This is a genomic window from Methylomonas sp. BG-2, from assembly GCF_057766305.1.
Window position 1 is genome coordinate 1 of record NZ_JBYMAP010000051.1, and the last position, 22,090, is coordinate 22,090.

The window sequence follows — 22,090 nt, forward strand, 5'->3', positions numbered from 1 at the left end:
CAAACAGGACGTATTCGGTGACCATGCCGCCTAACCGGGGCGGATCAAGCCGTTCAAAGACCTGGCGGTTTTAGCGGGGAAACAAGCGAACCGAAGCGGCTGCCCGAGCAATCCGCTTCCGCCAACGGTTCCGATAAATTAACCCGAATTAACCTTCACTCCGAATTAGTCCATCAGCCTGCCAACCGGTTTCGCCCCTACCTTGACGGCAGTCCAAACCGTTGTTCGGCTCTTCCCATGCGTTATGCATCCGAGAATGCGCAGCGCCTCCGGCGCTGGTGATATTCTCAAAAAAGCCATGACGAAAAAGCCGTCGGGCGTTGCAAACCGAGGTTTGCACTAAACCAGCCATTAGCGCGCTACCTGTCCGGCGGCGGACCAGAGTCAGCTCGACGCCGCCGACCAGCACATTAGGCTATCAATCCCCGATCGAATTCAAGCGGAACTTTTATCGAAACACGGCCTGAATCGAGGTCCGGATTTTGTTGACCATTACACCTCCGCAACAACCGAGATTACGGCTTGTCTTCAAAAAATTGGTGAAAATCAATTCCCCCACAACTTCATAAGCCGGCTTTTTAACCATGTGACCGGATTATTGTCGAATTCTTCGGGGAGCAAACCCATTTTTTTCAACGACGATTGGCAGAGTCGAATGTATTCCTGCCGCTTCAGCATCTCTTCGCTAACTGCGGCCTTGATTCGTGGATAACGGCTTAACAGGTCCGAAAAACCATCCTCGGGTATCGTAAACAAAACGACTTCGCCGACGGCGCGCATCGATGTCGGATAGGGAATCTTCAAAAGCAAGGGCAGTTCGCCGAAAAAATCGCGATGTTGCAGACTAAACAAGCGCTGACTGACTTTCTCGTTCTCGAATATCGCATCGACCTCGCCTTTGAGCATGACGCAGAAAAATGGAAAATATTCGTCCTGTTTAACCAAAATGTCGCCAGGATTGAAATAACGCGGCGAGCCCTTTTCTATCAGTTCGCGTATTTCCAGCTCATCGAAATACTGAAAATAAGGCAATTCAATGAGCGCATTGTGTATGGACGGCATGCTTGCCGCTTCCGGCGAACCGTTGATCGGGTTGGCAGCCGCATCGGTGACCGGAAAAAGATTCCGGTTATTCGTCGGATGATAGGGAATTTTAATGGCATGCAGTCGAAATAAGTATTCAATCCGAAAGTTTAACGCGCTTCTGATCAGGCTACGTTGATCGATATGATCCGTCCAAACCCACAGTTCGAAATTCAGCCCGATATCGCCAAACCCTTGAAGCAAGGCTTTGGGTGCCGGATCGTTTAATACATTCGGTTCCTGGCTGGCGGCTTTTAATAACAACTCGGTCACCAATACCAGATTGCTGTGCTGCTCTACCACAACTGGGATTTCAACCCGCCTACGCTTGGCTTGATACCCCCATTTTTCCACGATATTGTTGGTGAGCTGAACATTGGGAATGATCAGTTCCGAACCTTGGAACGACGTAATCACGGTCGAGCGCAGAAAAATATCCCGGATGCGGCCCTCGCCACCGGCAAAATAAATAAGATCGCCCACTTTTAGTTTGCGTTCGCTCATCAGGGTAATGCCGCTGGCAATGTTCTTGGTGATGTCTTGCAAGCCTAAGCCGACCGCGACTCCCAGTCCGCCAAAAATCAGCGCCAGTGTCTCGAATTTGATGCCCATGACTTGCATGATCACTGCGATACCAACTGCCAACAGCGTAAAGCCGGTGAGATTGGCGATCAGTTTGCGATCGCCTTCGTTGACAATCAGGCCGACCAACAAGCGCGTATTCAGGACATGGCGTATCCAGCGGACGACCAACAGCATCAGCCCTAAACACAGCGTGAATTTAGCCAACCAAATAACATTGACCGATTGCGTGCCCAGCGTAAATAGTGGCGTTTCAAAGAATAGGAAAGCTTGGGACAGCGGGGCGGATGAGTCGATAGCCATAAATTAACTTAGTCATAAAAGCCGGAGATATTGCCCCGATTATGGGGCAAATTCGCCAGCAACTGCATCAATCAACTGCAACGGAGCCTGTTTTTAGAATACCGCGTTGAATTGGGTACGGACGTAGTCGGTATCCCGGCCTCCTGCTTCGGTAATCACCTGCTCCGCAAAAAAATGACTGTAACTAAAGCCCAACGAAAAATGCTTATTGATTTCCCATTCAATATTGGTGGAAAGGGCTTGGGTGACGAATCGACCGTTGGCTCCTAGCGTCTGCTCCAAAGGATTGAGTCCGCGCGTATAAACCGCATCGTTGTTTGACAAGCGCCAGTAAAAATTCCAATCGACAGATAGCCGGACACTGGGCAGAGGCTGCAAGGACAGATTCGGCATCACATTAAAAAAATTCTGCGGCGCCAATATTGCCGCTTCCTCAAAATACGACAGATTAGGATATAGAGGATTAAAGGTATTCAACTGCCGATCTGTTGCATTCCTGTCGCCACTGGCAATATTGGCGCTTAAGCCCAAGCGCGGTCGCCAGCCTGGGGTGGCAAAGGTATATCCGGTACTGGATGCCGCGGTCCAGGCATTGATAGTCAAGGGTCCAAAACTACCGATTTGATAAATGCCTTCAACATTCCAATCCCAGCCTGACCGCTTGCCAAACACGCGGCTGCCGAACGAATGGCGGGATTCGTCGCCAACCCTATTTTGATAATGCGCGTCTTTGCGTTGCAGACCTAAGTAATAGATCTCGACATCAGTCGGCATGAACGACCATTTGCTGTTCAACCCCCAGAGTTTTTCTTGCGCATTTCCCCGGTCGTCGAAACTCGCTGGTGTTATCGCCACTTCTTCAAAACCGAACGCATCCAGATCCAGATAGTCGTTTTTTAGCGAAAGCCGCACGCCATCGAAAGCCCGCCGCGCATTTTGGCCTTCACGTACACTGATCAATCGGGAGGAACCCAGCGCAAACTCCTGCCGGCCGACACGCGCGGTCAAGGTTTGATACTCCAAATCGACAAAACCCTGCTGCAAATCCGCGCTATCGTTATCCAAAGGCCCTTTCCGCAGCCCCAGGTCATTAGACAAATAGCTGGCCAATTGCACAAAGGCCCTGACATGTTCGGTGGCATGAAGATCGGCGTGCAGCAAAAAGCGATGCAAAAATTGCTGGCCGTCGGCCTGTGTTTCCAGTCCGAACAAATCGTTGTCGTAGCTATTGAAACGTTCCCGAAAATTTCCGCCCAAGGATAAATACACGTCCTCGCGGTCGGCGGTCAGCGGTAGGTATTTGAGCGACTCATAACCGTTCCGCCGAGTTTGCTTGGCAAGGTATCGGTAATTTTCCAACCAACGGTTGCTGTTAAAACCCGGATCGGACTCTTGGGCGATCCCTGCAGAGCTAAGCAGCGATAAGACCAATGGAATGAGGCCGGGTTTCATTGGCGATGACCTCAGCCTCGTTTTTGCGTGAAGGCTAGCTGCTATTAATAGGCGAAACAACCGCAGCCCAGTGCCCACGGATTTTCAAACTGCGTTAGTTGTCCGGCATTATCCAGCCCCAACCAGCGCGACAGCTTGCCGTCGTGGCCTGGATGATGACCGTGAATCGCACAGGCGTGCGCGGCGCATGAAGCGGACGCTAACGCATAATGCGTTTGAGGTGTCTGATGGCCGCCGAAATAGCGCACCGGCGACCAATCGGGACTGGCCGGCGGCAACGGCGTGTCGAATTGGCTAAAGTCATCCGCCGCGTAAACAATTTTGCCGCCTACCATGGTCAGCAGCGAGCTAATGACTTTGATGGCCTCGTCGGCGACGGTCATGAAATCGTGCGATGTCACAATCAGGTCGGCATACATGCCTGGCGACAAAGCGCCTTTTACGGTCTCTTCGTTCGATTTATAGGCGCTGCCGGCAGTCCACAGACGCAAGGCTTCCTCGCGTTCCAGGCAATTGCTTTCGCCGTAGAGCGGTAAGCCGCCGACTGTTCTGCCTGTCACCAGCCAATACAGGGAAACCCAGGGATTAAAACTGGCAACCCGCGTGGCATCGGTACCGCCGCCTACCGGTATGCCCATTTCCAACATTTTTCGCAGCGGCGGCGTATGCTCGGCTGCCTTTTTACCGTAGCGGTCTACAAAATATTCGCCTTGAAAGGCCATGCGGTGTTGTACCGCGATACCGCCGCCCAGCTGCTTGATCCGCTCTAGATTTTTTTCGCTGACGGTTTCGGCATGGTCGAAAAACCAGCGCAAATCGTCGAAGCGGGTGTCGCGATCAATTGCTTCGAACACATCCAGGGCCCGGTCTATGGTTTCGTCGTAAGTAGCATGTAGCCGGAACGGCCAGCGATTCTCCACCAAAAACCGAACTACGTCGCCCAGCTCTTTTTCCATGCTGGCCGCCATGTCCGGGCGGGGTTGCAGAAAATCCTCGAAATCGGCGGCGGAAAACACCAGCATCTCGCCCGCGCCATTCTGGCGAAAATAACTGTCGCCGCTGTAGGGTTTGACAACCCCGGCCCATTTTTGAAAATCCGCCAGTTCACCGCCCTTATTTTGGGTAAACAAGTTATAAGCGATGCGCACGGTCATTTGTCCGTCAGCATGCAGCTTTTCGATCACCTGGTAGTCTTCCGGATAATTTTGAAAACCGCCGCCGGCATCGATGCAACTGGTCACCCCCAAACGATTCAACTCGCGCATGAAATGCCGGGTGGAGTTAATTTGATCCTCCAGCGGCAATTTCGGTCCCTGGGCCAGGGTCGAATACAAAATCATCGCATTGGGTTCGGCAATCAGCATCCCGGTCGGATTGCCATTGGCATCGCGCTGAATTTTGCCGCCGGGCGGATCGGGCGTATCTTTACCGATGCCGGCCGCGCGCAGCGCGGCGCCATTCAATAACGCCCGATCATAGAGATGCAGGATAAACACCGGGGTATCCGGCGAAACCGCGTTGATTTCCGCCAGGGTCGGCATCCGCCTTTCTTTGAATTGAAACTCGCTCCAGCCGCCAACCACCCGCACCCATTGCGGAGCCGGCGTTCTGGCCGCTTGCAATTGCAGCATTGCCAAGGCATCGGCGATACTGCCGACCCCTTCCCAGCGCAGTTCCATGTTGTAATTCAAGCCGCCGCGAATCAAATGCAGGTGCGAGTCGTTCAAGCCCGGTAGGACCCGTTTACCGTACAAATCGATGGCGACGGTATCGGCCGTTGCCAACGCTAGGATCGGTGCATCAGACCCTAGCGCAACAACTTTTCCGCCCGCGATGGCGATAGCGCTGACTTCCGGTTGTGCGTTGTCTAGCGTGGTAATCTTGCCATTGAATAAAACAGTGTCAGGACTAGAGACAATCATGGGCGGTACCTCGATCTGTGAGTTTAACGAACGGAATACTGCCTATTTATTGACTTTGTGCGGGTATTTTGCGCGTTGCCCATAGTCGTGCACCAAGCTAGCCGCGTAGTCGATACCCATGCCGTAGGCACCGAAATGTTCGCGGGCAATATCCGTAGTGCCGACATAGGTTTCTTTGCGACTCCAATCGCGTTGCAATTCCAAAAGCACCTGCAGCGAGGTAATCGACTCCGCGCCATGTTGTTCGGCGCGCCTGATGGCGGCATTGTGCGCTTCTACCGAAGTACCGCCCGAGGCATCGGTATTCATGATGACTTCAAAGCCTTCCGCCAGCGCGCAGAGGGTCGGGAATATCAGACAAGCTTCCGTCCATAACGCGGCCATCACCAATTTTTTACGTCCGGTTTTTTTAACGGCGGCGACGAAGGCCTCGTCTTCCCAGCTATTCATGCTGGTCCGTTCGATTGGGTCCTGCTGCAACACATCCATCAATTCGGGCCAGATATAACCGCTGAATGATTCGGTTTCGACGGCGGTGACAACGGTAGGAATATTGAACAACTTGGCCGTCTTGGCCATCGCGACGGTGTTGTTCTTGAGTAATTGACGGTCGATATTGGTTACACCAAAAGCCATTTGCGGTTGATGATCGATAAATATAAACGCACAATTATCGGGGGTAATAAGTTTTTCGGTGGCTGCGCTCATTGATTGCTCCTTTAAACTAGATTGATTAAGTCAGAATTCACGGACTTGTATTTGACCAAGCTCTGAGACTTTGGTATTGAACAATATTGACTTTTTCTTAACAATTAACGTACAAATAAAATGGTTTCATATCTCTCCTGTAACCAAAATGCAGCGTGAAAGATGGCGGTGTCTGTAGAAAAGCGCTACAAAAGCTATGACAGTTTTGCCGAACAGATGACAGTAATTCGGCAGGTAAACGATCTTGATTATGCGTTTCGAAATTGACCCGGCGTTACCCCAACCTTTCTTTTAAACACGCGGTTTAGATGGCTTTGATCGGCAAAACCGCACAATATCGCAACATCGGTTAATGCGACTCCGGTAAAAATAAACTTTTTGGCTTGGATAATTCGATACGCTTGCAGATATTCATGGGGTGTAATTCCCAAGCATTTTTTAAAATTTCTTAATAGCACAAACGGATTCGATTGAGTGACTTCCGCAAGCTCGTTCAGCGAAATATTTCGATTATAAAAAGTCCGCAAATATTCAATCGATATTTTCACTTTCGAAGGCTTTAATAGGCGCGTGTAACCGTAATGATTGCCTGTCACTTGCTGCAAAAACCGACTTACGAATAGAGCCAGACAAGTCGATTGCTCCAGGGCGCATTGGCTGGTTTCTAAAACTCTATGCGTATCGGCAAAATAATTCCGTAAATACAGATTATCAATGATCGGATTTTTGAAATCCAATACACACTTGCTCAACTCGTGTTTTTCGCAAAAATCGTTCAGTTGCCGAGGGCTGATTTTGATTTCGCGACAAATTGCACCGTCCTTGTTTATAAAAGCCGATTCTAAAGAGAATATTTGCCCCGCATCACGCATTACTAGACAGTTTGGCGTTTCAAGATAGTTCTGGCCGTTTTGCCGGCTTTTCCAAACCGCACCGGAAAAACCGATAATGGCAATTTCATCGTGAAAGATTTTTTCCAGTGAAATCGACTGCTCTGCCGTTATGTCAAAGCGTGAAAAATGACATCCTTCAATCTGCCAATTCACTATTTTGCTGGAAGTAGCGTGTCCCATAGTTCAGTCTGTCCCATTAATTAAGGTGGTTTAAATAGGCTTTACCAGGATTGCGGTAACGATTGCCACAGTCCGCTGTCGTTGACTTGCGCCCAAGACATAATCCGGACACTAACTTTTAAAAAACCATTTCGCGATTAGCCGGACATAGAGCGGCATGATCAAATACACCACCAAACCAACAATCACCAAAGCCAATACACCCTGGCGAATGCCGAACTCTCCCAACTGAGGATACTTTATAAACACGGGTTCCATCGCCGGCGGTACATACATCGTCAGCGGCCAGATCACCGACGTCGTCACCAGCCATTGTTTCCAACGCCGCGGATGCTTACTCACCGCCGGCGGGGTAAACCAGTAATCGATACCGGTTTTAATGTCGATCGCTTCTTCGCTGTCCAGAATCCCGTTAATTTCCTGAAGCAGCTGTTGGCGTTCCGGAGACCGCTGCCAGAATTCCAAGGCCTGGATACCGGCAAAGCGCACCACGATCAGATACTCGTTGTGGCCGTCCGGCGGCCGGACGACTTGTACCCCCAGATGCCCCGGAAAGCTCGCTGCAATCGGCATGATTTTGCTTAACCAACGCTCATATTGCTGAAGGTTGCGCTTACCTTTTTTCAGCCGATGACGGATGGCGAAAAAGACTTGCTCATTGTTGGGTGGCGTTTGGCTGATTTCGTTCATGGCGCGCTACCGGCTGGGTTTCTCATGCGGGCGTAAATCAAACAACAGCACTTCGGCGTTGTGACCCTGTTGGATGTCAATTTGGCCCTCGCCTCGGATACGGGCACCATCGCCTGCGTGCAGCGCGGTGCCGTTCACTGTCAAACTGCCGCGTACCAGGTGCACGTAAGCGTAACGGTTATCGGCAAGCGTTAACCGCGCCTGTTCATCGGCATCGAAACAACCAGCGTAAACCCGCACGTCCTGGTAAACCGACAAAGATCCTTCCGCGCCGTCGGGTGAGATTATCAACGCCAGTCGGCCTTGTTTTTGCGCTGGGCTAAAATGACTTTGCTGATAGCGCGGCTCAACACCTTTCACACTTGGCACCAGCCAAATTTGCAGAAAATGCACCAACGCGCTCCGCGAATGATTGAACTCGCTATGAGTCACACCGGTTCCGGCGGTCATTAACTGAACGTCGCCGGCTTTGATCACCGAACCGTTGTCCATCGAATCTTTGTGTGCCAACGCACCGTCGATGACATAGGTAAAAATTTCCATGTCCCGATGCGGATGTGTGCCAAAACCTTTTCCCGGCTGTACCATGTCTTCGTTGATCACCAACAAATCGGAAAATCCGCTTTGCTGCGGATCGTAGTAATTGCCAAAGGAAAAAGTGTGTCTTGAGAATAGCCAGTCGAAATCAGCGCTACCTCGGCGCTGAGCGGGACGAATTTCCAGCATGATAGGGCTCCTTTCAAAAATTTCGAATTTACATTCACTCAGCTTTTGTGCGGAATATTGGGCTTTTTAGCGAGTGAAATTAGATTACTCCTAAATTTTTCTTATTTAAAACGAGTTATTTTGCTTTTAATATTCGATTTTTTCGAAAGTGGTTTTGGAGTTCTGATGAAGTTATCGCTGGAAGCTATTCAAATTATTGATGCGATCGACCGCACCGGGTCTATGTCGGGCGCGGCGGAACTGCTGCATCGCGTGCCCTCCACCATTTCCTATGCCGTCGGCAAATTGGAAGAGCAATTGACTCTGAAGTTATTCGAACGCAATGGCCCCAAGCTTTCGCTAACTGCGGCCGGAAATACCTTGTTAAACGAAGGGCGTTTGTTATTGCACGCCTTTGGCGATCTCGAATCTAGGTTATATAAAATCGCTTCCGGATATGAAGCCGAGCTAAACGTGGTGTTTGATTCGCTGATACCCAGCAGGGTGTTTATTAACGATTTACATCAGTTTAATACCCTGGAATGCGGAACCCGCATTCGCTTTACCGCGGAAGTGATGAGCGGCGTATGGGAGGCTTTGCGTGAGGAACGGGCGGATATCGTCGTCGCCGTCGGCGATTGTCCGAATTGGAGCGGCTATCAAGTCAGGCAGATCGATACGGTGGATTTTGCGTTTTGCGTCGCGCCGGTCCACCCGTTAGCTGCTGCGGATCAACCCATTAAAACCGACATGCTGCATGTACATACCGTCATCGCCGTCGCCGACAGCGCCCGGTCGCTACCGGCAAAAACGGTAGGCTTATTGTCCGGGCAAAAACGCATTACGGTGCCGAATATCGATACCAAAATCCAATTTCAACGGGCCGGTTTGGGCTTTGGCTTTTTACCGCGACGATTAATCGCCCACGACCTGGAAACCGGATCGCTGATGGAATTGCAGGTTGAAGAAGCACGTCCGTCGGAACCGGTATGGCTGGCAATGCGCACCGCAAATAAAGGTGAAGCGGCCAGTTGGTGGTACCAGACATTAAGCCGGCCGCTGTTACGCGACGCGTGAAAACTCGGCGCTGACTTAGGTATAGGCGTTGACCGACAGCATTAAAAATTCGCGGTGTCCGCTCAACGCATCGGCGATCAGTTCGGCCAGTTCCAATAAGCCCGCCGGCAAGTTGTCGAAGTCGCGGACGCTGACGGTTTTGGCGTTAAAGGTCCAATCGCGCTGTTCGCCTTCGTTACGGACCCGAACCCGCACTTCGATGTTTTCCGCGCCAACCCGGTTGCGCCACAGGAAGCGGCCATTGGCAAGATTGGCCTCGTATCGCTTGGCCAGTTCTTTAAAGCCTTCGGCTTGGATGTAGGCATAGGCAGCCTGTTTGTAGCTGGCGGCAAATTCCGCGTTGTTGCAGGCGGAAGGCTGTTCGACACCGCTCAGCACCTTCAGGGTAAGGCCGAGCGTCAAGGTGTCTTGTTCGCTGCCCAAAGCACAACTGTCCACGGTTTGCAGATTGGGCTTTCGACTTCGGCATCCAGTTTGGCCGGATCGTCTTGCAAGGCTTTTTTCAGGCGGTTGAAAATGCTGCCGCGCACCGATTTTTCTTGCAGATTGAGCGGTGTCGCCGATTCGTCGCGCTTATCCCACAGGGTTCCGCAAAGCCGTCCATCCGAGGGCACCAGTTTTTTCTCGCAGGCCAGTACCGATGCGGTGGCTATTTTGTCTGTTTTTGCCATGGTGATTTTCCTTGCTGTTAAGCGTTGTGGGAGCGTTGTTCGGTCAAATACAGTCGGTTGTCGGCGTCGTAGCGGCTGCGCCGAAGCAGTTCGTCCAGACATTTTGCCGATGCGGCATGACGAATTCGCCCAAGGTCACCAGACTTTCGGCAAACCGATGCGGCGTGTCCAGATCGCGTTGGTGTTCGGCCTGGCCCAATGCGCTGACGCCGTGGAAGCCGGCGGCAATCGGCACAATCCAACCCTTGGCTTTGCGCTCGGCCGTCCAGTACACATGGCCGTCATCGTCGGTGCGGCTTTGGTAATGGACCGCCAAGTAATCCAGCAGTGCGTCGATGGCATCCTGGCTTTGAGGTCGGTAAGTTGTTCCATAACCTTTGGCTGAGTAGTTCCAAAACGGCGGCGATTATGACCGGGCCGGCAAACCAGCGTCAAGGTTAGGTGGCCCGGAAAACCCTGGGGATTACGGCGGCGTGGTGGTTAGGCGGTTGCGCCCGCAAACGTCCTCGATCACTACCGAGGCCGCGTCCCGGCGCGAGATTTTCGCCCCCCAAAAGCCCCGCCTACCCGGCGGGGCTTTTGGGGGGCGGGCGGACCTAAGTCCGCCCTATTGCGAGTTGGCGTTGGCGATCAGTCTTCGCCGCCGAACACGCCCAGCAAATGCAGCAAGCTGGTGAACAAATTGTAAATCGAAACGTACAAGGAAACGGTCGCCAAAATATAATTGGTTTCGCCGCCGTGAATGATTTCACTGGTTTGGTACAGGATCATCGCCGACATCAGCAGGATGAACATGGCCGATACCGCCAACGACAAGGCCGGAATCGAAAACAAGACCGCCGCCAAGCCGGCGAAAAAGGCCACCATCACGCCGACCATCAAGAAGCCGGCGATGAAGCTGAAGTCCTTGCGGGTGGTCAGCGCATAAGCGGACAAACCCAAAAAGATTACGCCGGTGCCGCCCAGCGCGGTCAAGACCAATTGATGGCCGTTGCTGTAGGCCTGGATGTACATATTCAAAATCGGTCCCAGCGTCATGCCCATGAAGCCGGTCAACGCGAACACGAAGACCAAGCCCAGCGCGCTGTTGCTGAAACGGGTGGTCAGGAACAGCAGGCCGAAATAGCCGACCATCGTCACGATCAAACCGGGATGCGGCAGATTCAGCATCATTGCCAGCGCGGCGGTGCCGGCGCTGAACAACAAGGTCATTGACAGCAACAGATAGGTATTCTTCAAAACTTTATTGGTCGCCAGAATGCTGGATTCCGAACGAACGGTTGCAGTGTTTAAACGCATGATGGGTTATCCTCGTAAGTTGAACAAGTGTCGCTGTGACCGCGTAAACGCGCCGGAGTTTCCCGGCATCGGCGGCGCCGTCTGCTAGTATACCTAAACCATTTGCAAACCAGAGGTTAAAAGGTGATGACAAGCACCACCCCCTACGAACTGGCCGGCGGCGAAGCGGCGTTGCGCAGCCTGGTCGACCGCTTTTACTTTTATATGGATATTCTGCCCGAAGCCCGCGGCATACGGGCGATGCACGCCGACAATCTGGCGTCGGCCAAGGACAAGCTGTTCAAATTCTTTTCGGGTTGGTTGGGCGGGCCTAATTTGTTTATCGAGGAATTCGGCCATCCGATGCTGAGAGCCCGGCATTTGCCGTTTCGGATCGGCGAGTCCGAACGCGACCAGTGGATGCTGTGCATGAACAAGGCGCTGGACGAAATCGCGATGGACCCCAGACTTCGGGACAACATCCGCGCGGCCTTGCAAAATCTGGCCACGCACATGATTAATCAAGACACCTAGGAAACCCCCGCCATGTCTTTATCCAAACAATTGTTAATCCTGATCTCGGCGCTGTTTTTGATGATATTCAGCGTCAACTTCGCGCTGAGCGTCGGCAACATCAAGGATTATCTGGAAGGCGAATCCAAAAGCCATGCCCAGGATACCGCGACCTCGCTGGGCTTGTCGCTAAGCCCCTATATGACCGATCCCGAGGACCCGGTGATCAAAACGATGGCCAGCGCGATCTTCGATATGGGTTATTACAAGGAAATCCGCATCGTGGACGCCGAAAACCGCGAACTGGTCGAACTGACCAGCGAAAAACGCGTCGAGGGCGTACCCGATTGGTTCATCGACCGGCTGCCGATGACTTCCGCCACCGCCGAGGCCGAAATCAGCACCGGCTGGAATCTGGCCGGCGTGGTTTACGTGACCGTCAACCCCGGCTTCGCTTACTTGAAACTGTACGAGCAAGCCAAATCGGCGTTCTATTATTCATTGGCCGCCTTTCTGGTTTCGATCAGTCTGCTGGTATTTGTGTTGCGGATGACGCTGGCGCCGTTGAACAAGATCGACTGGCTGGCGCGCCGGATCAGCGAGGGTCATTACGAGACGATACACACGCTGCCGTGGACCCGCGAGGTGCGTAACGTTGCGGCGTCGATGAATACAATGTCGCAAAAAATCAAAACCGCGATCGCCTCGCTGCAAACCAAGCTGGACCGCATGGGCGTCAATTTGCTGCGCGACGATTTAACCGGCCTGTTTAAAAAATCGGTGTTCGAAACCGACCTGAAGCCCCTGTTCGCCGAGCACGGCGACGCCCATGTCGCCTTGATCCGTCTGGACAGCCTGACCGAATTGGTCAAGGAGCACGACAGCGCTGCGATCGACGACCTGTTGAGCCGGTTTGCACAGCTACTGCGCCAAACGGCGGAAAACGCCGCCCAACCGGTAAAACCTTATCGCTTCTACGGCGCCGAATTCGCGCTATTAATCGAAACCGCCGATCAGGACTTCATTGAAAATCTGTTGAAAAACCTGGCGGTCGATATCGCGCAATTGGGGGAACAATACCGTAAGCCCGATTTGGTCCACATCGGCGTCGCTCGGCTGAATCCGGTCGGCAGCGCGGAATCGCTGTTGGAAGCCGCCCACGAAGCCCACGAACAAGCCCAGTTGATCGGTGCCAACAGTTATTTCATTCGGGCCGGCGACAACATCGCCCGCGACATCACCGCCTGGAAAAGCTTGGTGTTCGATTGCGTGGACCGCTGCGACTACTCGGTGTGGTACATCGGCCAGACCGCCGCCTTCGCCACCGGCGCGCTGTTGATGGAAGAAGCCTTCATCCAGGTTCACGACCGTCACGGCGAGCTGGTCGCGATCGGTCCGTTCATTTCGATCGCCGAAAAGTTCGCGAAAATTGTCGATCTGGATCGCGGCATCATCGAGCAAGTGGTGCAGCACATCCGCAACGGCCACCTCGCCCACAGCGTCGCGGTCAACCTGTCGACCCGCACCGTCCGAAACGGCGAATTCCGCCGCTGGCTGGAAATTTTGTTAAAGCAAAACCCGATCGCCGCCAAGCAATTGGTTTTCAGTCTGTCGGCTTACGCGGTGGCCAAGGATGTCGAAGCCTACCGCGACTTCATCGCCGACGTGCACAGCCTGGGCGGCCGGGTCATGATTAAACGCTTCGAAACCCAATCGCTGTCGGCCGAAGCCGTCAAACGTTTGCGGCCGGATTTCATCCGCTTGGCCCGCGACCTGGGCAACGGAGTCAGCGATTCGGCGCAAAAACACGTATTCGTGCAGACCATTCAGGACATCGCCGCTCTGATGGATATTGCGGTTCTGGCCGAGAACGTGCAATCCGAAGCCGACTATCAAACTCTGAAGGCGATGGGTCTCGCCGGTGCCAGCCGTTAATTGCCGGGCGCCGCGCGGTCTGATTGGCGCGGTACTCGCCGTTTTTTGGCTGGCTTGCCTGGCCTTGGCGCAGGATTTCGGCCTCGACCCGGAAATGCTGGCGGCGGTCGAAAAAAAATACGGCTCTCCGGCCAAACAGCGGCTATTGGATTGGCAGCAATTGATCGCCGCCGGCCGCGATCTTGCCGAAGATGAGAAAATGCGCCGGGTTAACGACTTCTTCAATCAAAACGTCGAATTCGTCGACGACATCGCGCTCTGGCACAAAACCGATTACTGGGCCACGCCGACCGAATTCTTGGTCAAGGGCGCCGGCGATTGCGAGGATTACTCGATCGCCAAATATTTTACGCTGGTGGAAATGGGCGTCAGCGACAGCAAATTAAGGATTACCTACGTCAAGGCACTGGAGTTGAATCAAGCACACATGGTACTCACCTATTTCGAATCGCCGCGCTCGGAACCGTTGGTACTGGACAATTTGAAAACCGCGATCCTGCCGGCCGGCCAGCGCCGCGACCTCCAGCCGGTTTACAGTTTTAACGGTACCGGCTTGTGGCTGGCGAAAAGCAAGGGCTCGGGCCAGCGCGTCGGCGGCTCGGACCGGATCAGCCTGTGGACCGAATTGAAAGAACGGATGATGGAGCCGCCGCTGTGAGCGTTGCCCCCGAGTTTCAGCTGCGCCGCAGCCACCGGGCCAAGCGCACCCGCATCGTCGTCAAGCCGGGCCGGGTGGAAGTCGTCGCCCCGCCCAAGGTCCCAGAGCGACAAATCCAAGCCTTCGTCGCGGCTCAACAGGATTGGATACGCGCCGCGCTGCAACGGGTCGCCGAAAAAGCCCGGCCGGCGCCGACCTGGGCGCCGCCGTTGTACGCGGACGGCGCGGCGGTCCCGTATCTGGGCGAGCGAATTCCGTTGCGGATCGAAGCCGCCGCCCGCAAAACCGTCGGCGTCGAACTGCGCGACGGTAGCGGCTTTCACGTTCGGCTGCCGGCGGACGGCGCAGGCGATGATTCGGAGCGGATTCGTCTGGCGCTGACGGAGTGGATGAAACGTCAAGCCAGGGCGCAGGTGCAACATTGGATAGCACGCCACGCTCCGCGCCACGGTTTGATGCCGCGCGGCGTCCGCATCAAAACCCAAAAAAGCCGCTGGGGCAGTTGCGGACCGCAAAACGACATCAATTTGAACTGGCTGTTGATGCTGGCGCCGCCCGCCGCGTTGGAGTACGTCGTGGTCCACGAGCTGTGCCATATCCGCCATAAAAATCATTCGGCCGATTTCTGGCAATTGGTCGAAGCGCATTTGCCGAATTACCGCGAGCAACGGCTTTGGCTGAAGCAGCACGGCGCCGCGATCATGCAAGGCTTGTAAGATGCGAAATTCGCTGTTTTACCTGTTCGCGGCGGTGTTGATCTTCGGCGGCCAATTCTTGATCAGCCAGGATTTGGTGACCGGCAAACCACCGGCGATCGAGCAGCGCACATTGCAAAACCGCGATGCGCTGGCCGGGGTCGCGCGCGGCCCGGCGCTGATTTATTTCTGGGCCGGCTGGTGCGGCGTCTGCCGCGGGATTCAAACTCAAGTGGACACAGTACTGCGCGACTATCCCGGCCTGACCGTGGCCGAGCGCTCCGGCGATGCCGCCGAGGTGGCCCGCTATCTGAGCGAACGCGGTCTGGATTGGCCGGTGGTCAACGACCCCGACGGCGAGCTGGGTTTGCGTTATGGGTTGCGCGGGGTGCCGGCACTGTTCTTTCTCAACCGCGCCGGCCATATCGTGTTTACCACGGTGGGTTATACCAGCGAGTGGGGCTTGCGCGCCCGTTTGTGGCTGGCCGGACTGATCTAGCGCGCTTCAGGAAAAGTCGCCGAGCGCCGCCAGATCGCGCTCCAACAATTCGCTGTCGCCGAGATTCAATTCGACCAAGCGGCGCAAATAGGAAATGCTTTCGATGTCGATATGCTCGCACTTGAAACCCACTTGGCCGTCTTCGGCATGGGTGGCGCTGACGGACATTTTAATCGCCGCGTCGTCGGACAATTCGAAACTCAAGGTATATTCCCCGCCCAGGCCGGCGGTCCAGGGTTGATCGAACCGCAACAGGCAACCGCGCAGACTCAAATCGGCAATCTTGCAGGCCAACGGGCCGTCCGGACCGGTCAACTCGGCGCCGGCATGGTAAAAAATCCGTTGAAACCGGCGTTTGTCTTCGCTTTTTTCGAATGCCATGGCGTTATTCCGGGAAAAATTTCATTTCGACATTGTCGACGACAATCACATCGCCGGCGTTTAATCTGACGATCCGGTCGCCCAGCGGCTCCCGGTTGACGGTCAAACCGTCGTGACCCTGAAGCGCCGACACGAAATAACCGTCCTTGCGACGGGCGATGACCACCACGCCGGCGCCGTCGTGACCGATCCGGGTCATGGCTTTTCTGATCCGCAACACCCGGCCGATATGGATGCCGTTCATCACCTGCAGATTGGCCTCGGTACTTTTAGCGGCCTCGTCCAAGCGCCGATTCAGGTCTTCCAGATCCGGATCCGGGTTGGCGACGGGCGCCGTGAACACCGATTCCTGAAACCGGCCGGTGGTCTGATACAAAATGTAGTGCTTGCCGATGTTGACGATGTCGTTATTGCGCAGATTCCATTCCTTGGCGCGCTGGTTGTTGACGACCAGCGGAAATTCCTCGTTGAGCTGCTTGATCACGCAATCGTCGCCCTTGACCACCGCCACCGCGTGCGCCGGTGCTACCGCCAGACTGTCGACGACCACGTCGTTGGTATCGTCGCGACCGATGTGCACGATGCCGGAATCGAATACCCCCGCCTGGATCGCCTTGTCTTTAAAATAAACGGTAAATTTCGCCATCGTCGATAGTCAATTAGTCCCTGCGCCGGTTACCTAGTATAGCCACTATCACTCCCGTTGCAGAGCAAACCGGATTTTGAAAGCGATCCGGCCCGTGGTTGGAAAAGGGATGTTTTACAACAAAATGACTCGGCATGCTTCCCGATTCCGCGCTGGGGTGGATTATTGCCTTTCGGACCGCCGCCCGGTTCTGCGCTAAACTTGCCGCTACCACCCAATCAACCGCGACGACCGCCATGCCAGATCTATCCGCGCTCCCGAATCCAGAACCGTTGATTGCCCAGGACATCTATATCGCCGGTACCGACGAAGGTAGCGGCAAGTCCTTGATCATGCTGGCGGTGATGGAGATGCTGTCCGGTTTCGCCGGCCACATCGGCTTCTTCCGGCCCATCATCCAAACCAGTCCGGCCAAGGACGACATGATTCAATTCATCAGCCACCGCTACGCGCTGGCCTGCCCGCCGGAAGCCATGTACGGTTGCGATGCCGACGAGGCCCGCGAACTGTTGGCCGCCGAACAATACGACGAGTTACTCAAACGAATTTTAGCCAAATACCGCGCCTTGAAGGCGCGTTGTGAACACATTCTGTGCGTCGGCACCGCGCCGCGCCGCGATAACGCGGCCTTCGCCTTCGAATTCAACCTCGATGTCGCCAACAACCTGGGCTGCTTGCTGATGCCGGTGATTCAAGGCTCTCATCGCACCCAGGAACAAATTCTGCACAGTCTGGCCAGCCTGAAACACACCTTGCACGAACACGATTGCGAGTTGCTGGCCACCGTCGTCAACGGCGCCTCGCCCGAGCTGACCGACACCCTGCGCCACGGCCTTACCCACGACCCTGAATTTCCGGTCTACTTGGTGCCCGGCGATCCGGCCCTGGACAAACCGACGGTCGGCGACATCGCATCCGCGATCGATGCCAAGGTATTTTCCGGCGAGAACGGCGCGATGGGCCGGGAAGTGTCGCATTACAAGGTAGCGGCTATGCTGGTGCCGGATTTTCTGGATTACGTCGAAGCCGGCGATTTAATCATCACGCCCGGCGACCGCTCCGACATCGTCATGGCCAGCCTGATGGCCTACCATTCCCAAAATTACCCGCAAATTGCCGGTTTGCTGCTGACCGGCCATCAGGAACCCGCGCCGCAAGTGCAAAAACTGATCGCCGGTTTGGGCGAAACCCCGTTCGCGGTGCTCGGCGTCGATTCCGACACCTTTACGACCGCGATGCAAGTCAGCCAGATTGGACCGCGCCTGCACACCCAGAACGAACGCAAAATCGCCAAGGCCCTGGGCTTGGTCGAAGCCAATATCAACATGGTCGGCTTGCGCCTGCGGCTAAGCAGTAAAGTCAGCGGCAAGATAACGCCACTGATGTTCGAATACGATTTGCTGCAACGCGCCAAGGCCAAAAAGCAGCACATCGTGTTGCCGGAAGGCAGCGAGGAACGCATCCTGCGCGCCGCCGAAATTCTGCTGTTGCGCGACGTGGTCAAAATCACCTTACTCGGCAACGAAGCGGAAATCCGCCAAAAAATCCAAAGCCTGTCGCTGAAACTGGACGGCGTCGACATTATCGACCCGATGACGTCCGAACTGCGCCGGCTCTACGCCGAAACCTATTTCGACGCCCGCAAGCATAAGTGCATCGTTTACGATACCGCCTACGACTTGGTCGCCGACGTCAGCTACTTCGGCACCTTGATGGTCCACCTGGGCCATGCTGACGGCATGGTGTCCGGCGCGGTGCATTCCACTCAACACACGATCCGGCCGGCCTTCGAAATCATCAAAACCAAGCCCGGCGCCTCCATCGTCTCCAGCGTGTTCTTCATGTGCCTGGAAGACCGGGTGTTGGTCTACGGCGATTGCGCGGTGATCCCCAACCCCAACGCCCAGCAACTGGCCGACATCGCCATCAACGCCGCCGATACCGCCCGCGCCTTCAATATCGAACCGCGTGTGGCGATGCTGTCCTACTCGACCGGCGAATCCGGCAAGGGCGAGGCGGTGGATAAAGTCCGCGAAGCGGTGCGCATTGCCCAATCGCTGCGCCCCGATCTGCCGCTGGAAGGACCGATGCAATACGACGCGGCGGTCGACGCCAGCGTCGCCAAGACCAAACTGCCGGACAGCCAAGTCGCCGGCAAGGCTACCGTCTTCGTGTTTCCGGACCTGAACACCGGCAACAACACCTACAAAGCCGTGCAGCGCTCCTCCGGCGCCATCGCGATCGGCCCGATTCTGCAAGGCCTGAACAAGCCGGTCAACGACTTGAGCCGCGGCTGCACGGTGACCGACATCGTCAACACCGTGGTGATTACCGCGATCCAGGCCCAGCAAGCCGCGCCCGCATGACGCCGCACGGAAAATCCGCGAGACTATCGATCCTGGTCTGGCTGCTGTGGGCCGCGCCGCTGGCGGCGGACACCCGGATCGCGATTCTGAACTTCGAGCTTAAGGACATGACCTTAGCCCCCGGCCTGCCGGCCGAAACCCAGAGGACCGCGTCGTTAAAGCCGCTGTTGGAACGCGAATTGGCCGGCGCCGGCTACCGCATCGTCCCGATAGCCGCTGCCGAGCAACGCGGCGCCGACAGCGGCGTCGGTTATCTGTTCGACCATGCCGACGCGGCCGCCCAACTCGGCGCGCGCCATGCCGCCGACTACGTGCTGGTCGGCCGTTTGCACAAGCCGTCGTTTTTGTTCGTTTACTTGATGGGCCACTTGATCGATGTCAAGCAGCAAAAAATCGTCGGCAACTACATCACCGAATCCAAGGGCGGCGACGCCAAATTGACCGGCAAGGCCGTCGAGGCGCTGGCCGCCAAAATCGATCAAGACCTGGAACGCCGCTACTCGCCGCCCCCGCCGGATTCGGAGCGCCGAGGCCAGCACACCGGTCATGAAAGCGCTTCCCCCGCCGGAAAATGAAAAAAGCCGCGCGTGGCAACGGCCTCCGCCGCGATTGACCACGCCTGGCCGGCAAACCGCTTTAAACCATCGACCACCCTCCAACCACCGCAAACCACCGATTACTCGCGATGAAAATTCTGGTTCTGAACGCCGGCAGCTCGTCGGTCAAATACAGCGTCGTCGAAACCGCGGACCGTTCCGTCTCGATTTCCGGCTTGCTGGAACGTATCGGCAGCGCCGACGCCCGCCACGCCTACCGCCTCGGCAACGACAACCGGCAAATCGACACCGCCATCGCCGACCACGGCCAAGCGCTCGGCTTGTTGTTCGACACGCTGAGCGCCAGCGGCGTCATCGACGGCCAGCCGCTGGCCGGCATCGGCCACCGCGTGGTGCACGGCGGCGAGAAATTCCGCGAGCCGGCTCTGATCGACGCCGACGTGATCCGGCAAATCGCCGAAACCATCCCGCTGGCGCCTTTGCACAATCCGGCCAATCTGTCCGGCATCGAAGCCGCACTCAGACAGATGGGCGAGCTTCCGCAAGTCGCGGTATTCGATACCGCCTTCCATCACACCCTGCCCGATTACGCCTACCGCTACGCCCTGCCCGGCCATTTGTACAGCGAACACGGCGTGCGCCGCTACGGATTTCACGGCACCTCGCACGCCTACGTGGCCAAGCAAGCCGCCGAGCTGCTGGGTAAGCCATTGGCCGACACCCATCTGATTACTTTGCACTTGGGTAACGGCGCCAGCGTCGCCGCCATCGCCGGCGGCATCAGCGTCGACACCTCGATGGGCATGACGCCGCTGGAAGGCCTGATGATGGGTAGCCGTTGCGGCGATATCGATCCCGCCATCGCCTTTTACTTGGCCCGCACGCTGGGCATGGACCTGAATGCGATCGACCAGCTCTACAACAAGGCCAGCGGTTGCCTGGGCGTCTGCGGCGAAAACGACATGCGCGCCATCCACGCCAAGGCCGAGCAAGGCGACGACTCGGCCAGGCTGGCCTTGGCGATGTATGCCTACCGGATCAAGAAATACATCGGCGCCTACTTTGCGGTGCTGGGCCGGGTCGATGCGCTGGTGTTCACCGGCGGTATCGGCGAAAACGACGCCTGGCTGCGCCAAACCTGCTGCGCCGGCCTGACCGGCTTGGGCATCGCCGTCGATCCCGGCCTAAACGCCGCGCCGGTCAAACCCGCCGCGATCCAACCGGCCGGCGCCCCGGTCGCGGTGCTGGTCGTCGCCACCAACGAAGAGTTGGAAATCGCGTTGCAAACCGCCGCATGTCTGGCAAAGCGGGCCAGGTGAAGGGCCAATGTCTTCAAGGCAAGGATTGACCGTTTGCCCCAAGCGTGCCGGAGGAAGGAGGGTCAAGCCGTTCGCCAAGAGCCCTTCGGCTACGCTCAGGAGAGCTCTGTCGAACCATGAACGGCTTTACTTGACGGCATCGGGCAATGGGCGAAGCCCGGCAGCCTTTTTGACGACTGCGTTTCGTCGCTGGAAAGACCGTGAATTTGCAGCGGATTGCCGAATACCACCGACGCTTTGCGCCCCCGTTCCGCGCTGAACCCGGTCGCCAAATGGCGGCTCGGCTACCCATCCAAATCGTCCAACGGACTGACGACATCTTGCCCGCCCTGATTCAGCACATGGGTATAAATCATCGTGGTTTCCAAATCGTTATGCCCCAACAACGCTTGAATCGTGCGAATATCGGTACCGCGTTGCAGCAAATGCGTGCCGAAACTGTGGCGGAAAGTATGCGCGGATACCCGCTTGGCGATACCGGTTTGCCGCACCGCCACCCGAATTGCCTTATTGATTAGCGACTGATCGATATGATGGCGCCGAGTCAGGCCCGACAGCGGATCGGCGGACAACGAACGCGCCGGAAACGCATATTGCCAGCCCCATTCGCGCTCGGCATTCGGGTATTTCTTCGCTAACGCGTAAGGCAAGTAAACAGCACCGTAACCGTCAACTAAATCCTGGTCATGAATTGCCTTGACCTTATCGAGATGGTTGAGCAACAACGGCGCCAGCGAGGCGGCAAAGGTCGTCACCCTATCCTTGTCGCCCTTGCCGGAACGCACGGTAATTTGCTTATAACCGAAATCGATGTCCTGCACCCTGAGGCGGACGGCTTCGCTAATCCTCAAACCGCTGCCGTAAAGCAGCTTGACCACCAGTTGCGGGAAACCCTCCAGCCGCGCCAAGACTTGCTTCACTTCGTCCATCGACAACACCACCGGAACATGGCGATGCGTTTTGGAGCGGATAGCGTC

The 22,090-nt window shown here is 55.7% G+C and carries 21 protein-coding genes and 1 pseudogene; 9 read left to right on the plus strand and 13 right to left on the minus strand.

The window, feature by feature from the left end; all coding sequences use genetic code 11:
* Positions 1-546: 546 nt before the first annotated feature.
* The 7 genes from AC3B8H_RS06960 to AC3B8H_RS06990 form a co-directional block, all read right to left on the minus strand.
* A complete protein-coding gene (locus AC3B8H_RS06960) occupies positions 547-1,968 on the minus strand; it encodes a mechanosensitive ion channel domain-containing protein (protein WP_488440877.1) in 1,422 nt (473 codons plus the stop codon).
* Positions 1,969-2,061: 93 nt separating this feature from the next.
* Positions 2,062-3,420 carry an alginate export family protein gene (locus AC3B8H_RS06965; RefSeq protein WP_488440878.1) on the minus strand — a complete coding sequence of 453 codons (1,359 nt, stop codon included), beginning with the start codon at positions 3,418-3,420 and terminating at the stop codon, positions 2,062-2,064.
* A 44-nt stretch (positions 3,421-3,464) separates the two neighbouring features.
* Complete coding sequence (locus tag AC3B8H_RS06970; protein WP_488440879.1) at positions 3,465-5,204, minus strand: amidohydrolase; 1,740 nt, start codon at positions 5,202-5,204, stop codon at positions 3,465-3,467.
* A gap of 180 nt (positions 5,205-5,384) precedes the next feature.
* Entirely contained in the window at positions 5,385-6,050 is a 666-nt protein-coding gene (locus AC3B8H_RS06975; protein WP_488440880.1) for a hydrolase, read from the minus strand.
* A 248-nt stretch (positions 6,051-6,298) separates the two neighbouring features.
* Complete coding sequence (locus AC3B8H_RS06980; protein WP_488440881.1) at positions 6,299-7,123, minus strand: helix-turn-helix transcriptional regulator; 825 nt, start codon at positions 7,121-7,123, stop codon at positions 6,299-6,301.
* Positions 7,124-7,234: 111 nt separating this feature from the next.
* Entirely contained in the window at positions 7,235-7,813 is a 579-nt protein-coding gene (locus AC3B8H_RS06985) for an antibiotic biosynthesis monooxygenase (RefSeq protein WP_488440882.1), read from the minus strand.
* Positions 7,814-7,819: 6 nt separating this feature from the next.
* A complete protein-coding gene (locus AC3B8H_RS06990; protein ID WP_488440883.1) occupies positions 7,820-8,539 on the minus strand; it encodes a pirin family protein in 720 nt (239 codons plus the stop codon).
* Between the two features lie 165 nt (positions 8,540-8,704).
* On the opposite strand from AC3B8H_RS06990, the gene AC3B8H_RS06995 reads away from it, so the two are divergent.
* Positions 8,705-9,595: a LysR family transcriptional regulator gene (locus AC3B8H_RS06995; protein ID WP_488440884.1), complete on the plus strand. Its 891-nt coding sequence runs from the start codon at positions 8,705-8,707 to the stop codon at positions 9,593-9,595.
* A gap of 15 nt (positions 9,596-9,610) precedes the next feature.
* Here AC3B8H_RS06995 and csy3 read toward each other — a convergent pair.
* From csy3 to AC3B8H_RS07010, 3 genes and pseudogenes are all read right to left on the minus strand, one after another.
* Positions 9,611-10,368: pseudogene (csy3, locus tag AC3B8H_RS07000) on the minus strand (type I-F CRISPR-associated protein Csy3).
* On the minus strand, positions 10,310-10,582 hold the full coding sequence (locus AC3B8H_RS07005; RefSeq protein ID WP_488440885.1) for a type I-F CRISPR-associated protein Csy2: 273 nt from the start codon (positions 10,580-10,582) through the stop codon (positions 10,310-10,312). The pseudogene csy3 and the gene AC3B8H_RS07005 overlap by 59 nt, the downstream one beginning before the upstream one ends.
* 314 nt (positions 10,583-10,896) lie before the next feature.
* Positions 10,897-11,565: a Bax inhibitor-1/YccA family protein gene (locus tag AC3B8H_RS07010; protein ID WP_488440886.1), complete on the minus strand. Its 669-nt coding sequence runs from the start codon at positions 11,563-11,565 to the stop codon at positions 10,897-10,899.
* Between the two features lie 126 nt (positions 11,566-11,691).
* On the opposite strand from AC3B8H_RS07010, the gene AC3B8H_RS07015 reads away from it, so the two are divergent.
* The 5 genes from AC3B8H_RS07015 to AC3B8H_RS07035 are packed head-to-tail and all read left to right on the plus strand — an operon-like array spanning position 11,692 to position 15,844.
* Positions 11,692-12,078, plus strand: coding sequence for a group II truncated hemoglobin (locus AC3B8H_RS07015; protein WP_488440887.1), 387 nt, complete (start codon positions 11,692-11,694; stop codon positions 12,076-12,078).
* Positions 12,079-12,090: 12 nt separating this feature from the next.
* Complete coding sequence (locus AC3B8H_RS07020) at positions 12,091-13,992, plus strand: bifunctional diguanylate cyclase/phosphodiesterase (RefSeq protein WP_488440888.1); 1,902 nt, start codon at positions 12,091-12,093, stop codon at positions 13,990-13,992.
* A complete protein-coding gene (locus AC3B8H_RS07025; protein ID WP_488440889.1) occupies positions 13,979-14,650 on the plus strand; it encodes a transglutaminase-like cysteine peptidase in 672 nt (223 codons plus the stop codon). Before AC3B8H_RS07020 ends, AC3B8H_RS07025 begins: the two co-directional genes overlap by 14 nt.
* Positions 14,647-15,366 carry a M48 family metallopeptidase gene (locus AC3B8H_RS07030; RefSeq protein ID WP_488440890.1) on the plus strand — a complete coding sequence of 240 codons (720 nt, stop codon included), beginning with the start codon at positions 14,647-14,649 and terminating at the stop codon, positions 15,364-15,366. The genes AC3B8H_RS07025 and AC3B8H_RS07030 overlap by 4 nt, the downstream gene beginning before the upstream one ends.
* Before the next feature lies 1 nt (position 15,367).
* Entirely contained in the window at positions 15,368-15,844 is a 477-nt protein-coding gene (locus AC3B8H_RS07035) for a protein disulfide oxidoreductase (RefSeq protein WP_488440891.1), read from the plus strand.
* A gap of 6 nt (positions 15,845-15,850) precedes the next feature.
* Here the strand turns inward: AC3B8H_RS07035 and AC3B8H_RS07040 are convergent, their stop codons facing one another.
* On the minus strand, positions 15,851-16,225 hold the full coding sequence (locus AC3B8H_RS07040) for a PilZ domain-containing protein (protein WP_488440892.1): 375 nt from the start codon (positions 16,223-16,225) through the stop codon (positions 15,851-15,853).
* A gap of 4 nt (positions 16,226-16,229) precedes the next feature.
* Complete coding sequence (locus AC3B8H_RS07045; protein WP_488440893.1) at positions 16,230-16,871, minus strand: FHA domain-containing protein; 642 nt, start codon at positions 16,869-16,871, stop codon at positions 16,230-16,232.
* A 236-nt stretch (positions 16,872-17,107) separates the two neighbouring features.
* Here AC3B8H_RS07045 and pta point away from each other — a divergent pair, with 236 nt between their 5' ends.
* The 3 genes from pta (at position 17,108) to AC3B8H_RS07060 (ending at position 21,113) form a co-directional block, all read left to right on the plus strand.
* On the plus strand, positions 17,108-19,237 hold the full coding sequence (gene pta, locus AC3B8H_RS07050; protein ID WP_488440894.1) for a phosphate acetyltransferase: 2,130 nt from the start codon (positions 17,108-17,110) through the stop codon (positions 19,235-19,237).
* On the plus strand, positions 19,234-19,812 hold the full coding sequence (locus AC3B8H_RS07055) for a DUF2380 domain-containing protein (protein ID WP_488440895.1): 579 nt from the start codon (positions 19,234-19,236) through the stop codon (positions 19,810-19,812). Before pta ends, AC3B8H_RS07055 begins: the two co-directional genes overlap by 4 nt.
* 110 nt (positions 19,813-19,922) lie before the next feature.
* On the plus strand, positions 19,923-21,113 hold the full coding sequence (locus AC3B8H_RS07060; protein WP_488440896.1) for an acetate/propionate family kinase: 1,191 nt from the start codon (positions 19,923-19,925) through the stop codon (positions 21,111-21,113).
* A gap of 284 nt (positions 21,114-21,397) precedes the next feature.
* On the opposite strand, the gene AC3B8H_RS07065 is transcribed toward AC3B8H_RS07060, so the two are convergent.
* The coding region (locus AC3B8H_RS07065; RefSeq protein WP_488440897.1) for an integron integrase at positions 21,398-22,090 on the minus strand (693 nt) is incomplete at its 5' end.